Source organism: Kineosporia sp. NBRC 101677, from assembly GCF_030269265.1.
Taxonomy (GTDB): Bacteria; Actinomycetota; Actinomycetes; order Actinomycetales; family Kineosporiaceae; genus Kineosporia; species Kineosporia rhizophila.
Window position 1 is genome coordinate 161,835 of record NZ_BSTA01000009.1, and the last position, 14,596, is coordinate 176,430.

Below are 14,596 nucleotides of genomic sequence, written 5' to 3' on the forward strand. Positions count from 1 at the left end.
GCTCACCCGAACGCCAGGGATCAGAAATGGACCGGCTGGGCCGGTACCTCGGCCCGCCGCCCGGATCCGCGCAGGAAGGATTCGCGCAGGAACAGGGCCCAGAGCGTGCCGGCCCCGATGACGTGGGCGGCGACCAGCCCCACGGCTGCTCCCCGCACACCGTGCAGCTGTGCCCCCAGCAGCCCGAGGCCGAGCAGGAGCAGGGCCTGCAGCAGGGCCACCTGACGCAGCAGGTCGCCGCACCGCCAGGCCCGCAGCGCCAGCCCCGGACCGGTGGCCAGGGCCAGCATCACCACGCCGACCACCGCGGGCTGGAGCACCGTGCGGGCGCCCTCCCAGGTCTCACCGGTGAGGTGCATGCCGACCGCGTCGGGCACGACCGAGATCGCCACCGCCCACAGCACGGCCACCACGGCCAGCCCCGTGCCGGTGAGCAGGGCCGGGCGGAGCAGCGAGCGCTCCTGCAGGGCCCGCAGCTCGAACCGGGCCGACAGCAGCGAGGCGGTGGCGGTGATCGCCACGTAGGCCGGGAGCAGGAACATCTGCGCGGCCCAGAGCGAGCCGACCGCGGACAGGCCGACCACCGCACCGATCAGGCAGTAGGCCAGGTAGAGGGCACCGAGGCCGAGCACGTGTTCGACGGCGGCCCGCACGCTGAGGTGCCGGTTCAGGGCGAACCACAGCCGGGCCCGGCCCACCGAGGGCAGCAGGCCGGTCATCAGGCAGCCCAGGGCGGCGGTGACCAGCGCCACGACGCCCCAGCCGAAGGTGATGGGAACCATCGAGTCGTGGTCGGCCGCGGCCAGCAGGCCGACCACCGTGAACTGGGCGGCGGCACCGGTCAGGCCGAGCACCAGGGCGGGGCCGGGGCGGCCGGCCGCGATGTAGACGAAACGCAGGGCGTCCTGCACGAGCAGGCCGGGCAGGGCCAGGCCGATGGCGAACACGGCCATGCCCAGGTCGCGCCCGGGCAGCAGCACGGCGGCCAGGCAGCACAGCAGACCGGTGACCAGGCCCAGCAGCACCGCGCCGCCGGTGGCCTCCTTGGCCGCATGCCTGCGCACCCGCGCGGGCACGTCGCTGAACTGGATCAGGAACACGTCGCTGACCATTGCCCGGGACAGGCCCAGGACGAAGCCGGAGGCGAGCAGCGCCACGCCGAACACGCCGAAGTTGCCCACCTCGGCGCTGTGGGCCACCACGAACGAGAGCCCGACCAGGGTCAGGCCGGAGAGGATCTGGTCGGCGACCTTCCACCACGCCCGCGACCGCATCGACCTCTCCGCCTGCCCCGACGGCACCGCACCGGCATCCATGAGCCGCGTCACCCGTCACTCCAGCAGCATCGGAAAACCCTTACGTGACGAGAGACTAGGCGCTCGCACCTGAGAGCGCGCTGACATGACACTAGGGCCGGGGTTTTACACCTGTCCGGCCGAATCGGTCCCGATGCGTCTTCGGGCAAACCTGCGATACAACGCTTTTCACGTGACGAAGCCCCGCCGGAACGTCCGGCGGGGCTTTCACTGTGCTCCCGGGCGCCCCTGCGGCCGCCCGGAAGAATTCAGCGCGAGTACAGCGTTTTCAGACGCCGGTGTGATCGCGGTCACGACGCGACCGCGAGGCCGTACCGTGCCGGGAGGGCGTGTTGCGGTACTGGACCACGCGGCGCCCGATACCGAACGCGAGCACGCCGAGGATCGCGGCGTAGAGCACGTAGTCCAGGTAGTGGGCGTAGCCCTCGACCTTCTCGTACTGCGTACCCAGCGCCATCCCGGCGCCGATCAGCAGGGCGTTCCAGATCCCGGTGCCGAGCAGCGTCCAGGCGGTGAACTTCCACAGCGGCATGCCCGCTGCCCCGGCCGGGAGCGAGATCAGACTGCGGATACCGGGCACGAAGCGGCCGGTGAACACCGCCACGGAGTCGTACTTGTTGAACCACTCGGCGGAGTTGTGCACGTCGGAGGCGTCCATCAGGGGGACCTTGGAGGCGATCCAGGCGGCGCGCTCCAGGCCGATGATCGCACCCAGGTAGTAGAGGACGATCGAGCCGATCACCGAGCCGAGGGTGGCCAGCACGAACACCAGCACCATGTTCAGCTCGCCGACCTGCACCTGGTAACCGGCCAGGGGCAGGACGATCTCGCTCGGGATCGGCGGGAAGACCACCTCGAGGAAGCTGAGCGCCCCGACCCCGATCTCGCCGAGATCGGCGATCAGGTCGAGGGTGAAGCCGGTGAGTCCGCCGACGTCCCCCTCGGTCTGGACGGGTTCGGTGGCGGACGCCAGAAGCGCCGGCGGCAGATGTGTCGTCGGTGTCAGAGCGAGGGTCACAAGGGAACGACTACCACGGGGGCCGAAAAGGTTCCCAATTCCCCGGGTCAGTGCCGAGCGTCACCCGGAACCCGCAGTCCGGTCACAGCTCGTCGTTGGTCCACTCGATCTCGCCGTCCACCACCACGATCGTCGGATGCAGCCCGATCGCCCGGGCCACCCCCTTCGAGGCCCGGTGCCGCGGGTGGATGCAGGCGGTGAGCCGCTGCACCCCGTGGCCCATCAGCCAGATCGCCGTCTCGCCGGCGGCCTCCCGGGCGAACCCGTGCCCCTGCGCGTCGAAGGCCAGCACCCAGCCCAGCCGGGCCTGCTTCACGTGCCCCCGCCCGAGCGTGACGGTGGCCTGCACGGTGCCCACCAGACGGCCCGTGCGGTGCCGGATCATCCAGTTCAGCCAGCCCTGCAGCCCGTCCGGCGAGTGCCCCTCGGCCTGCCGGCGGAACCGCTCGCGCAGTTCGTCCAGCGAGCCGGGCCGGCCACCGGTGAAGGCGTGGATGCGCTCGTCGGACATCCACGGATAGGCCTCTTCGGCGTGTTCCGGGCGCAGCGGCTCCAGATCCAGGCGCGCGCTCTCCAGGTAGGTCGCGACCGGCCACGACAGCTGAGTACCCATCACGTCTCCCCCCAGACGCCCGGCAGTCCCCCCACCATGCCGCACCCGCGACCGTCCCGCAGCGCGGAACACCGGGACGGACGAATCCGCACCTGACTCTCGTCAACGATCAGTGGGTCTACCTAAAGTTCTATTGCCCTACACCAATGGAGGAACCGATGATCGAGTTTCACCTCGACGGTCGGTCCGGGGTGTCTCCCTACCTGCAGATCGTCCAGCAGGTCAGGCACGCACTCCGGCTCGGCCTGCTCACCGAGGGCGACCAGCTGCCCACGGTCAAGGACGTGGTGGCGGTGCTCGCGATCAACCCGCACACCGTGCTCAAGGCCTACCGCGAGCTCGAGCACGACGGTCTGGCCACGGCCCGGCCGGGCGTCGGCACCTTCATCACCGGTTCCCTGGCCACTCCGGGCCTGGCCGTGATGCGCCCGCTGCGCCGGGAGATCGACGGCTGGATCGGCCGGGCGCGCGGCGCCGGGCTGGACGACGAGAGCATCGAGGCCCTGTTCCTGGCCAGCTTCCGGGCCTCGGCGGCGGAGGGTGTGGCATGACCGGCGTGCCCGCGCTGAGCGCCCACGGCCTGGGCAAGCGCTACCGGCGCCGGTGGGCCCTGCAGGACTGCGACCTCGAGGTCCCCACCGGCCGGGTGGTCGGACTGGTCGGCCCCAACGGCGCCGGCAAGAGCACCCTGCTGAACCTGGCGGCCGGTCTGCTCACCCCCACGAGCGGCAGCATCGAGGTGCTCGGCGGCCGGCCCGCCTCCGGTGCCGAACAGCTGGCCAAGGTCGGCTTCGTCGCCCAGGACGCCCCCACCTACAACAGCCTCAGCGTGGCCGACCACCTGCAGCTCGGCGCTCGTCTCTATCCCCGCTGGGACGCGGAGCTGGCCTCGGCCAAGATCGAGCGGCTCGGCCTGGACCCGAGGCAACGCGCCGGCCGGCTCTCTGGTGGCCAGCGGGCCCAGCTCGCCCTCACCCTCGGCGTGGCCAAGCGGCCAGAACTGCTGCTGCTCGACGAGCCGGTGGCCAGCCTCGACCCGCTCGCCCGCCGCGACTTCCTGCAGGACCTGATGACTTCGGTGGCCGAGCAGGAGCTGAGCGTCATCCTCTCCTCGCACCTGGTCTCCGACCTGGAACGGGCCTGCGACTACCTGATCGTGCTGGTCGGCTCGCGGGTCCTGCTCAGCGGTGACATCGAGGAGCTGCTGGCCGCCCACCACCGGCTCACCGGGCCGCGGCGCGACATCTCCCGGCTGCCCGCCGACCAGCACGTGATCAGCGAGCGCCACACCGACCGGCAGACCACTCTGCTGATCCGGACCGACCAGCCGGTGCTCGACCCGGCCTGGACCGTCACCCCGCTCACCCTCGAGGACCTGGTGCTCGCCTACCTGGGCAGCGACCGTCCGAGCACCCCGGCCCGGCCCTCTCTGGAGGTTCAGCGATGATCTGGCTCCACTACCGGCTCTCCCGGCTGCAGCTGCTGATCGGGCTCGGCGCCCTGGCCGTCGTCGCCCTGGCCCTGGCTCTCACCGGGCCCGACCTGGCCGACCTGTCGAGCTCCGAGAACTTCCTGCAGCAGGCCGCCCGCCACACCCCGAACAGCTTCCTCTACGTCGCCACCATCCTGCTCACCTATGCGGTGCCGGCCCTGCTCGGCGCCTTCTGGGGAGCGGCCCTGGTGGCCCGCGAGGTGGAGGCCGGCACCCATCGGCTGATCTGGGCCCAGGGCGTGGGCCGCACCCGCTGGCTGGCCTACCGGCTGGGCCTGGGGGCGGCGGCCGTGCTGGTGATCAGTGGGCTGCTGACCTTGGCGATCACCTGGTGGGCGGCGCCGATCGACGCGGCCGTGCCGAAAGAGGGCCCGACGGATGTCTTCTCGTTCAACCGGATGAGCCCGTTCCTGTTCGGCGTGCGCGGTCTGGTGCCGATCGGCTACGCACTGTTCGCCTTCACCCTGGGCGTGGTGCTCGGCATGGTGCTGCGCCGCACCCTGGTCGCCCTCGGCCTGACCATGGCGTTGATGGTGGTGCTGCAGGTGTGCATGCCGCTCTTCGTCCGCGCGCACCTGGCCGCCCCGATCGACACCCGGCTGGCCATCACCCTCGACAACCTGCGCGGCCTGGAGGGCACCGGGTCCCCACAGAACCCGCAGCACAAGACCTTCCACATCTCCGGGGCCGGGGCCGCCGACTGGGTGCTGAGCGACGAGACGGTAGACCGCAGCGGCACCGCGCCGGCTCAACTGCCCGACTACGTACCCGACTGCATGCCGGAACCCGGGCAGGACGACTCCGCGTCGGCCCCCGGAGGTGAGCGCGACCGGTGCATCCAGCAACTGGCGGCCGACGGCTACCAGCAGCACATCGTCTACCACCCCGAAAGCGCCTTCTGGACGTTGCAGTGGCGGGAGACCGGCCTGCTGGTCGGGGGCGCGGCCCTGCTCACCGGCTTCGCCTTCTGGCGCATCCGCCGAGACCTGTGAGCGCCTCCACTAAGCCCTGTGAGCGCATCCGCAGAGGCCTGTGAGCGCCCGCCCGGTGGCCCGGCCCAGAAGACCTCGTAGGGTGCGGGGATGGCATCAGCTTGGTGGGATTCAGCGCTTCGTCTGCTCGGGCTAGGACGGCCCGAGCAGACTCCCCGACGGAACCGGTCCGGCCCAAAGCCCAAGCCCCCGGCCGCAGCATCGACCAGCACCAGCACCAGCACCAGCACGGCCTACGCGGGGGACTTCACCGGCAAGGCCAAGATCACCTATGCCCCGGAGGCCGACGGCGCCCCGGACCCGGGCGAGGTGGTCTGGGCCTGGGTGCCCTACGAGGAGGACCACAGCCAGGGCAAGGACCGGCCGGTGCTGGTCGTCGCCGAGCACCGCGGCCACCTCCTGGGCCTGATGCTGACCAGCAAGGACCATGATCGTGACGCGGCCCAGGAGGCCCGGTACGGACGCCGCTGGATGGACGTCGGCCCGGGCGCCTGGGACCGCCAGAACCGGCCCAGCGAAGTGCGTCTCGACCGGGTGCTGCAGCTGAACCCGGCCGCCGTGCGGCGTGAGGGAGCCGCTCTGCCCCGTCCCGTGTTCGAAAAGGTCGCCGCCGGCGTCCGTGAGGTCAACGGCTGGTAGTTCCGGAGGGAATCACCCGCCAGGCCACCAGCCCGGCCACCACCACCAGCCCGGCGGCGATCCACGAGGTGGCCTGCATCGCCTCGGCGAAGGAGTGCCGAGCCGCCTCGAGCAGCTCGCCGTCGGGCAGGACCTGGGCCGCCCGCGCCAGCGAGTCCTGCACCGCCGCCCCTGCCCCCTCGGGCAGGTGGTTGCGGTAGAGCACGCCCTGCAGCGAGCCGAGCACCGCGATACCCACGGCAACCCCCAGCTCGTAGGACATCTCGGAGATGGCCGAGGCCGATCCCGCCCGCTCGCTGGGCACCGAGCTCAGCACCGCGTCGGTCGCCGCCGCGAACACGACACCCACGCCCAGGCCGATGATCACCAGGCCCAGCGCGAGACCCGCGTAGCCTTCGGCCGTCTCGAACACGGCCAGCACAGCCAGCCCCAGAGCCGTAAAGAACAGCGAGAAACCGAGCGAGCGCCCGACCCCGAGCCGGACGATCAGCGGCACCGCCACGACCACCACCGCGATCGAGGCGATCGTCAGCGGCAGTTCACGCAGCCCCGCCTGCAGCGGCGAGTAGCCCTTGACCAGCTGCAGGTACTGGGAGAAGAAGTACAGCAGCCCGCTGAACGCGAAAATGGCTATGAACTGGGCCAGTACGGTGCCCGAGAAGGCCGGCCGCCGGAACAGGGTCACGTCGACCAGAGGATGACTGAGCCGCCGCTGCCGCTGCACGAAGATCCAGCCGAAGGCCACCCCGGCCAGCGCCGCGCCCAGCCCGAAACCGTCTGCCCCCTCGTGCGCCAGGTGCTTGACCGCCCAGACCAGCGGCACGATCGCGAGCACCGACAACAGCGCGCTGAGCAGGTCGAAGCTCCCCGGCCGGGGGTCACGGGACTCCGGCACCAGCCAGAGCACGGTGGCCACCATCAGCGCCATCACCGGCAGGTTGATCACGAAGACCGAGCCCCACCAGAAGTGCTCGAGCAGGAAGCCACCCACCACCGGGCCGAGCGCGGCACCACCGGCCGCACCGGTCGACCAGATCGCCACCGCCCGGGTGCGCTGCCGGTCGTCCGGGAACAGGTTGCGCACGATCGACAGGGTCGAGGGCATCAGCGTGGCTCCGGCCACACCCAGCAGGGCGCGGGCGGCGATCAGCCAGCCCGGCCCGGGGGCGAACGCGGCCAGCAGCGAGACCAGCCCGAACCCGACGCCGCCGATGATCAGCAACCGCCGCCGGCCGATCCGGTCGGCCACCGTGCCCATCGTGATCAGCAGGCCGGCCAGGGCGAACGAGTAGATGTCGCCGATCCACAGCAGCTCGGTGCCGGAGGCGTTCAGGTCGGCGGTCAGCGAGGGCACGGCCAGCGCGAGCACGGTGCCGTCGACTGCCAGCAGGGTCACGGCCAGCGTGAGCGGCACCAGCGCGGCCCACTCGCGGGGTCCGGCCGGCTTCGCCGGCCGGTCGGTGGGCAGGACGGGAGTACTCATGCCCTCAGGTTACGGACCACATGGTCGGTTAAGCAAACCATTTGGTCGGCTATTAGGCTGTCCGAGGGCAACCCCGATCTGAGGACGTCCGTGGACACCGATGCTGGACCGGTCTCCTGGTCAGGGTGGTCGGCTGAGATTCAGAACAGAGGAGGCCAGGTGGCCGAACGAGAGCGGGATCCGGCGCGGACCCGACGCGCCGTGCTGAGTGCAGCGGCCCGGGTGGTCGCCGCCAAGGGCGCCGGGGTCAGCATCGACACCATCGCCCGGGAGGCCGGGGTGTCGAAGGGCGGCCTGCTGCACCACTTCCGTTCCCGCGACGAACTGCTCCTGGCGGTGTGCGAGGACCTCCTCGAGCAGTTCACCTCCACGGTCCTGGCTGCGGTGGACCCGGCCGACCGGGCCCCCGGCCGCAACCTGCGGGGCTACATCCGGGCCTCGTTCGACATCCTGCGCAACGAGCCGTCCCCGGTCGAGCACGTGGCCCTGGTCTCGGCCCTTTCCAACGTCCCGGGGGTGGGCGAGCTGATGCTCCGGGACAAGCAGCAGTGGAAAGACCTCTTCGCCCCGGACGGTCTCGATCCGCAGCGCGTGCTGCTGATCATGAGGGCCGCCGACGGCGCATCCATCGCCGGCCTGTACGAAGGCGGTCACCAGCACGAAGAGCTGGAGTACACCCGCCAACTGCTGCTGGCCCTGACCTACGCCGAGGAACCACTGGTGCAGCTGCCCGACGCACCGCCCTGGCCGGCCTCCCTCAGCGACGGCACCGAGCCCGCGTAGGGTGAATCGGTGATCACGCGAGACGACGTCCTTTCTGCCCGCACCCGCATCGCCCCCTACATCCGCCACACTCCCCTGCTGGCGGCCGAGGGCCTCTGGTTCAAGTGCGAGTTCCTGCAGAAGACCGGCGTTTTCAAGACCCGTGGGGCGTTCAACCGGCAACTGGCGGCCCAGGAGCGAGGCGAGCTCGACCCGCAGACCGGCATCGTCACCGCCTCCGGCGGCAACGCAGGCCTGGCCAACGCCTACGCCGCCTCGGTGCTGGGCGTACGCGCCACCGTCTTCGTGCCGCAGACCGCGCCCGCGGTCAAGGTGGCCCGGCTGCGCGGGTACGGCGCCGAGGTGGTGCAGGTGGGCACCGAGTACGCCGAGGCCTACGCCGCCGCCACGGCGCACGTGGCCAGCACCGGCGCGCTCTTCTGTCACGCCTACGACCAGCCCGAGATCGTGGCCGGGGCGGGCACCCTGGCCGAAGAGATCCTCGACGACGCCCCCGACGTGGACACGATCGTGGTGGCGGTGGGCGGGGCCGGCCTGTTCGCCGGCATTGCCGCCTCGGCCGAGCACCGGGCCAAGGTCGTGGCGGTCGAGACCGAGCACTGCCCCACGCTGCACTCCGCCCTGGCCGCGGGCGAACCGGTCGACATCGCAGTCTCCGGCGTGGCCGCCGACTCGCTCGGCGCCCGCCGGGTCGGTGACATCGGCTGGAACCTGGCCCAGCGCACGTCCCCCACTTCGGTCCTGGTCTCCGACGAAGCCGTCGTCGAGGCCCGGCACCAGCTTTGGCGCGACTACCGCATCCCCGCCGAGCACGGCGCCGCGACCGCCTACGCGGCCCTGACCTCCGGCGCCTACGTTCCGGCCGAGGGCGAGAAGGTGGCCGTGGTGATCTGCGGCGCCAACACCGACCCGGCCACCCTTGTCTGACCAGAGTCTGATGCGGCTCAGCCCGCAGGCTGACGCCCACCCGGAAGTCAGCTCCCAAGATCACCCCGGGGAGTGACGCTCCGTCCCCTTCGTCCCCACCAAGCTGGTGGCGACCTAGGGGATGGATGAAATGACTCTGCTCGAAAATCTTTTCGTCGGCAGCGCAATAGTCTGCGTGGCCAGCACCGTGGTGCCGGCCCGGATGCGCCGCTCAGCCGCTGTCGGCGCCGCAGTCGTGTTCGTGGCCGCGTCGGTCGCGGTCCTCCTGACCCAGGGCCTGCGCTGGCAACTCACCGGCGTACTGGTGGCAGGCGTCCTCAGTCTGGCTCTGGCTGTTCTCCGCATTGCCACCGGCCGGCCGCGCGGCTGGGTGGGCGGCACGTTCTTCGGTCTCGGGGTCACCGCGGCGCTCGGCTCGATGCTGGTCGGGGCGATCAGTCTCTGGGGTTTCCGTCCGCTCGACCTGCCCGAGCCCGGCGGCGAGCACCCGGTGGGCACCACGGTCGCCTACTGGACCGACGCGAAGCGGCCCGAGCCGGGCACCCCCGAGAAGGACGACAAGCGCAACGTCACCGCGCAGATCTGGTACCCGGCAACTGCTTCCGGAGCGGCAGCACCGTATCTGGGGCAGCAGGCCGAACTGGTTTCGGAAGGGCTGGGCAGCTCGCTAGGAGTGCCGTCGTTCCTGCTCAGCGAGGCGGCCAAGGGGCACAACCACTCCACCACCGATGCCGAACTGGCCACCGGCGGCCAGTTCGGTGTGGTGCTGTTCTCCCCCGGCCTGCTCGGCGTGCGCACCCAGAACACTGCCTGGGCCGAGTTCCTGGCGGCCCGTGGCTACGTGGTGGTGGCACTGGACCACCCCTACGACTCGGCCACCACCGTCACCCCCGACGGCCGGGCCATCCGCTCGACGCTGCAAGCCACCGGCGATGAGGGGCGGGACGAGGCCAACACCAACCGGGCCACCGGGATCCGCGCCGCCGATCTGAGCTTCGCCCTCGACCAGCTCGTCGCCATGCCGATGTTCCAGAACCGGCTCGACCTCGACCGGGTCGCGGTGGCCGGTCACTCCGCCGGGGGCGCCGCCGCACTCCAAGCCGCAGCGCACGACGGGCGATTCCGGGCTGCGATCGACATCGACGGGCTCCCCCGCAACAACGCCCGGCCCAGTCAGCCTGTTCTGGTTCTGGTGGCCGGCGACGGCACCGGCAACCCCGAGAACGACGCCGAGTATGCGGCCGCCGTGGCCGACGTGGTCAAGAATTCTTCCGGCGGGCGCGAGATCACCGTCGAGAACACCAAACACCTGAGCTTCACCGACGCGCCGTTCTTGCTACCCCCCGTCCCCACGCTCTTCGGCAGTAAAAGCCCGCAGGCGGCCTACGCCGCCACCACCAGCGCGACGCTGCAGTTCCTGGACAAGGTGTTCAGCGGGCCCGATGCCGGCGCTTCGGAGTGACGGGCGCCCAACGAGTCACCCAGGCCGCGTGCTTGAAGCTCATTGATGGCTCCTCGACGAACTTCCACGACAGCGCCGACACTCCGGCGGTCAGCACCAGCGTGAGCACCACGAAGGGGAAGTGGGTGTAGTCGGCGATTCCCAGCGCCACCAGAGTCTGAGCGATCGGCCAGTGCCAGACGTAAAGCCCGTACGACAGGTCCCACTTGGGCTCCCAGAACACCGGCATACGCACCATCAGATACAGGCACAGGTAGGCGAAGGCCGGGGCGCCCACCACCCGGTAGTCGTGAAAGATCAGCAGAGAAGCGACAAGAACGGCGAGACTGCCCAGGGCCAGGAAACCGTTGATAGGTAGCGAGTCGGCGAACAGCAGTGCAGCGGTGCCGAGCAGGAACACCAGGCCGAAGCGCAGCAGATAGCTGGATCCCACGTCGATGCCGGCCGCCGCAGCCACCGTGGCGGCCCAGAGCACGCCGATCAGGACCAGCACCAGTTCGGGCCGGTGCCTGAGCACGCCGGTCACTCCCAGCAGCGCGATCAGCCCGTAGCAGGCCGCCTCGTAGAACAACGTCCACAGCGAACCGTTGATCACGTCCGGGTTGCCGCCCACCCCGGGCAGGCCGGAGATGCCGAACTGGTGGATGAACAGGGCCGCGTTGGACACCAGATAGCTGAGCGCCGAGTTCTCGCCGGTGAACACTGAGGTTCCGGGCCGCCCCATGATCACCGCGAGCACCGGCGCCACCAGGAAGGCGGTGATCACCAGGCACACCCAGAACCCGGGCATGATCCGCAACGCCCGGTGCCACAGATAGCGCGGCAGCGACTCGATCCTCAGGAAGCTGCGCGCCACCAGGAACCCGCTGAGCACGAAGAACGCGTCCACCGCCAGGGCGCCGACCTCGGTCACGCCGATGTGCGGCTGGTGCCCGAACCCCAGGAACATCGCGTGGACGACCGCCACCAGGCCCGCCAGCAGCAGCCGCATGATGTTGAGCGCGTTGTTGCGGGGGTCGAACTCGGTGGCCAGCGTGGCCGGTCGGGTGGCGTTGTGGCGAGCGAGGCTCAGCTGGTCCAGCACTCGAAAACTCTAACCTTACGTAAGGGGAGAGTTAGCTGAGAGAGGCTCGAGCGTTCGCGGTTGCGCACGATCGTAGGAGCTGCTGGGCCGAATGGGTGACGTAACGGGACAGTTGAACGGCCTGCCGGTACCCCTGCGAAGGTGCCCCGAAGCGTCCGTACATCTCAGCTCCCCAGCGCTGAGGATCTGCCGTGGCCGGCTGAGCCCATGCTGAGTAAGGCCGTGGACCATCTGCCCACCGCCCGCGCACTGCCCGGGGGCTGCCTGTACGAACCAAAATGGGACGGGTATCGCGGGCTTGTGGGGGTCGGTCCCGGTGGCGGGGTGATGATTCGCTCGCGGCGCCACACCGACCTCACGCCGATCTTTCCCGATATTGCCGACGCGGCAGCGGCCCAGCTTCCCCCGGGCACCCTGCTCGACGGGGAACTGGTGATCTGGGCTGGCGACCGACTCGACTTCAGCGCCTTGCAGAGCCGTATGGCCTCGCGCTCGCGCATCAGCGAACTGTGCCGCAAGGCCCCGGCCTCATTCGTGGCTTTCGATGTGCTGCAGTGGGACGGGCAGCCCTACGCGCCGGAACCGCTGCGCGTGCGCCGTCGCAAACTGCAGGCTTTGGTCACCCGACTCTCCCCGCCGTTCGCCATCACCCCCGCCACCCGCGACCAGGAAGTAGCGGCGAACTGGCTGCGTGACTACGCGGACGCCCGGGTGGGCATCGAGGGGCTGGTGATCAAAGGGCTTGCGGTGCGCTATCAGTCGGGCCGCCGGGCCTGGCTCAAGCTCCGCATCCGGGACAGCAACGAGGCCCTGGTGGCGGCAGTGACCGGCACCCGGGCCCGGCCCGAGCGGCTGATCCTGGCCCGGCCCGGCGAGGACGGAACCCTGCACATCGCGGGGACCACCACCGACCTCAGCCCGAGCCAGCGCCGCGAGCTCACGCGACACCTGCGAGTGGCCACGGCGGAGCACTTCCTGCCCGACGACCACATCTCCAGCGGCCGGCTCGGGGCCTGGACCAACCCGCGGCGCCTGCCGATCGTGCGGGTGGAACCGGACGTGGTGGTCGAGGTGCACGCGGATCTGGCCGACCAGGGCGGCTACTGGCGCCACCCCACCCGCTTCCTGCGCGTGCGCCTCGACCTGAGCCCGGACGATCTGCGCCCCTGACTGTGATCAGTCGCCACCCTCGATCAGGATGGCCATGTTGCCGTCCTGGTCGGGGAAGGTGAACATGGGCGGCGCGAAATCGGTGTAGAGCACCTCCTGGTGGGGCGTTACCCCGGCCTCGCGCAGGGCCCGGTGGGCGGCCTCGGCGTCGGGTGTGCTGTAGCGGACGCCGATCGGCAGCCCGCCGGCCCGGGTGACCAGGACGATGCCCACCGGCGAACCGGGCGCCACGACCTCCAGATAGCGGGCACCGGGCCAGGGCTCGGCATCCACCCGCACCTGGCAGCCGAGCACGTCCCGGTAGAAGGCCAGGGCCTTCTCCTGGTCCTGCACCTCGATCGACACACTGAGAACGGCGGTGATGATGTCCATGAAGGTAGGACCGGTCATCACCGCCGTCCTCATCGGCGACCGGGCTCAGACGGTGAGACCCGAGGGGGCCTCGGCCAGGTCGGCCAGCTGACGGGCCTCTTCCAGCACCGAGCGCACGTGCTCGCGCCGGCCCTCGGTGACCGGTGTCATCGGCTCGCTCAGCGCATCCGACGCAATGACGCCCTGCTGCACCAGCGCCGACTTGAGCGCGCCGATCGCCGTGCTGTTGGGCCCACGCTCGACCTCGGTGGGCACGTAGACCTGCACCAGGATGTTGAGGACCCGCAGAATGCTGGACAGCTCGGCCCGGCGGCCCCCGGCGTGCGCGGCCATCGCCCCGGCGAAGTGGTCGGCGGCGATGTTGGACAGGCCGGTGACGGCGCCGTTCGCCCCGATGTCGAGCGCGCAGTCGAGCAGCGTGTCCGAGCCGGTGAAGATGAGCTTCTTGTCCACGTTGGGCACCTCGACGGTGACCCGGCGCAGGTTGGTCAGGTCGAGCGAGCTGTCCTTGATGCCGACGATGAGGTCCTCGGCGAGCAGCTCGATCATGTTGTGCGCGGTGAGGGCGTAACCGGTGTTGCTGGGCATGTTGTAGGCGAGAACCGGCACCGGAGAATGATTTGCGATCAGCTCGAAGTGCCGCAGAATTTCCGGCTCACTGACGTTGGCGTAGAACGGGCCGGTGACCACGATGCCGTCGACCCGGTCCGAGACCAGACGGTCTATTCCCTCCAGCACCCGTGGGGTGCTCGGCTCCACGATGCCGACAAGCAGTGGCTCGTCGTGCTTCTCGGCGGCCAGCGTCTCGACCACCTGGATCGACTGACCAGGGGTGAGATAGTGCCCCTCGCCCATGGTGCCGAGCGCGAAGATGCCGGCGGCGCCCTGCCTGATCAGGTGGGCCCGCAGGTTCCGCAGCGAGTCGAGGTCGAGCTGCCTGTCCGGCGTGAGGGGGGTGCAGATCGGCGGGACGACCCCACCGATCGAACTGAATAGGGCCGATGTGTCTGTACTGTCCGCCACCATGATCGTCAGTCCCGATCTTCTGTTGTTCGCCTTTGTCCAATGTCCGCAGGGGCGTGCGCCATTGAGCAGCGCCCATGCTGTTGCCTGGCCGCGCGCCTGAGGCGGCTTACCTGCACCTATCGGCACGCGGGCACGGAAAACCCAGGTCATCAACAGTGATTTCACGCCACTGAATACGTGGCGCCCCGGGCCGCCGCTCGTGGGGGCTGCCGGGTCCAA

The 14,596-nt window shown here is 70.3% G+C and carries 15 protein-coding genes; 8 read left to right on the forward strand and 7 right to left on the reverse strand.

From position 1 onward, the window contains the following. Window positions 1-20 precede the first annotated feature (20 nt). The 3 genes from QSK18_RS25215 to QSK18_RS25225 all read right to left on the reverse strand — a co-directional run bounded on the left by QSK18_RS25215 (window position 21) and on the right by QSK18_RS25225 (window position 2,947). Window positions 21-1,274 carry an MATE family efflux transporter gene (locus tag QSK18_RS25215; RefSeq protein ID WP_285624021.1) on the reverse strand — a complete coding sequence of 418 codons (1,254 nt, stop codon included), beginning with the start codon at window positions 1,272-1,274 and terminating at the stop codon, window positions 21-23. Window positions 1,275-1,584: 310 nt separating this feature from the next. Next, on the reverse strand, window positions 1,585-2,334 hold the full coding sequence (locus tag QSK18_RS25220; protein WP_232813725.1) for a DedA family protein: 750 nt from the start codon (window positions 2,332-2,334) through the stop codon (window positions 1,585-1,587). A gap of 82 nt (window positions 2,335-2,416) precedes the next feature. Next, window positions 2,417-2,947, reverse strand: coding sequence for a GNAT family N-acetyltransferase (locus tag QSK18_RS25225; protein WP_232813724.1), 531 nt, complete (start codon window positions 2,945-2,947; stop codon window positions 2,417-2,419). 158 nt (window positions 2,948-3,105) lie between these two features. Between QSK18_RS25225 and QSK18_RS25230 the strand changes: the two genes are divergently transcribed. The 4 genes from QSK18_RS25230 (at window position 3,106) to QSK18_RS25245 (ending at window position 6,070) form a co-directional block, all read left to right on the forward strand. Next, on the forward strand, window positions 3,106-3,498 hold the full coding sequence (locus QSK18_RS25230) for a GntR family transcriptional regulator (protein WP_232813723.1): 393 nt from the start codon (window positions 3,106-3,108) through the stop codon (window positions 3,496-3,498). After that, complete coding sequence (locus QSK18_RS25235; RefSeq protein WP_232813722.1) at window positions 3,495-4,394, forward strand: ABC transporter ATP-binding protein; 900 nt, start codon at window positions 3,495-3,497, stop codon at window positions 4,392-4,394. The genes QSK18_RS25230 and QSK18_RS25235 overlap by 4 nt, the downstream gene beginning before the upstream one ends. After that, window positions 4,391-5,431: an ABC-2 membrane transporter-related protein gene (locus QSK18_RS25240; RefSeq protein WP_285624027.1), complete on the forward strand. Its 1,041-nt coding sequence runs from the start codon at window positions 4,391-4,393 to the stop codon at window positions 5,429-5,431. Before QSK18_RS25235 ends, QSK18_RS25240 begins: the two co-directional genes overlap by 4 nt. Window positions 5,432-5,521: 90 nt before the next feature. Next, window positions 5,522-6,070, forward strand: coding sequence for a type II toxin-antitoxin system PemK/MazF family toxin (locus QSK18_RS25245; protein WP_285624030.1), 549 nt, complete (start codon window positions 5,522-5,524; stop codon window positions 6,068-6,070). Here the strand turns inward: QSK18_RS25245 and QSK18_RS25250 are convergent. Then, a complete protein-coding gene (locus QSK18_RS25250) occupies window positions 6,057-7,553 on the reverse strand; it encodes an MFS transporter (RefSeq protein WP_285624034.1) in 1,497 nt (498 codons plus the stop codon). The genes QSK18_RS25245 and QSK18_RS25250 overlap by 14 nt on opposite strands. A 159-nt stretch (window positions 7,554-7,712) precedes the next feature. On the opposite strand from QSK18_RS25250, the gene QSK18_RS25255 reads away from it, so the two are divergent. The 3 genes from QSK18_RS25255 (at window position 7,713) to QSK18_RS25265 (ending at window position 10,725) form a co-directional block, all read left to right on the forward strand. Next, on the forward strand, window positions 7,713-8,336 hold the full coding sequence (locus QSK18_RS25255) for a TetR/AcrR family transcriptional regulator (RefSeq protein ID WP_232813718.1): 624 nt from the start codon (window positions 7,713-7,715) through the stop codon (window positions 8,334-8,336). 9 nt (window positions 8,337-8,345) lie between these two features. After that, window positions 8,346-9,263 carry a threonine/serine dehydratase gene (locus tag QSK18_RS25260; protein ID WP_232813717.1) on the forward strand — a complete coding sequence of 306 codons (918 nt, stop codon included), beginning with the start codon at window positions 8,346-8,348 and terminating at the stop codon, window positions 9,261-9,263. A gap of 130 nt (window positions 9,264-9,393) precedes the next feature. Then, on the forward strand, window positions 9,394-10,725 hold the full coding sequence (locus QSK18_RS25265; protein WP_285624038.1) for an alpha/beta hydrolase family protein: 1,332 nt from the start codon (window positions 9,394-9,396) through the stop codon (window positions 10,723-10,725). On the opposite strand, the gene QSK18_RS25270 is transcribed toward QSK18_RS25265, so the two are convergent. Beyond that, window positions 10,694-11,809: an acyltransferase family protein gene (locus QSK18_RS25270; protein WP_232813715.1), complete on the reverse strand. Its 1,116-nt coding sequence runs from the start codon at window positions 11,807-11,809 to the stop codon at window positions 10,694-10,696. The two genes, QSK18_RS25265 and QSK18_RS25270, sit on opposite strands and share 32 nt — an antisense overlap. 207 nt (window positions 11,810-12,016) lie before the next feature. Here QSK18_RS25270 and QSK18_RS25275 point away from each other — a divergent pair, with 207 nt between their 5' ends. Then, the gene (locus QSK18_RS25275) at window positions 12,017-12,979 is read left to right on the forward strand and encodes an ATP-dependent DNA ligase (RefSeq protein ID WP_232813714.1); all 963 of its coding nucleotides are present in this window, start codon (window positions 12,017-12,019) and stop codon (window positions 12,977-12,979) included. 6 nt (window positions 12,980-12,985) lie between these two features. On the opposite strand, the gene QSK18_RS25280 is transcribed toward QSK18_RS25275, so the two are convergent. Next, a complete protein-coding gene (locus QSK18_RS25280) occupies window positions 12,986-13,369 on the reverse strand; it encodes a VOC family protein (protein WP_232813713.1) in 384 nt (127 codons plus the stop codon). 27 nt (window positions 13,370-13,396) lie between these two features. Beyond that, window positions 13,397-14,377, reverse strand: coding sequence for a dihydrodipicolinate synthase family protein (locus QSK18_RS25285; RefSeq protein ID WP_269810889.1), 981 nt, complete (start codon window positions 14,375-14,377; stop codon window positions 13,397-13,399). Window positions 14,378-14,596 lie beyond the last annotated feature (219 nt).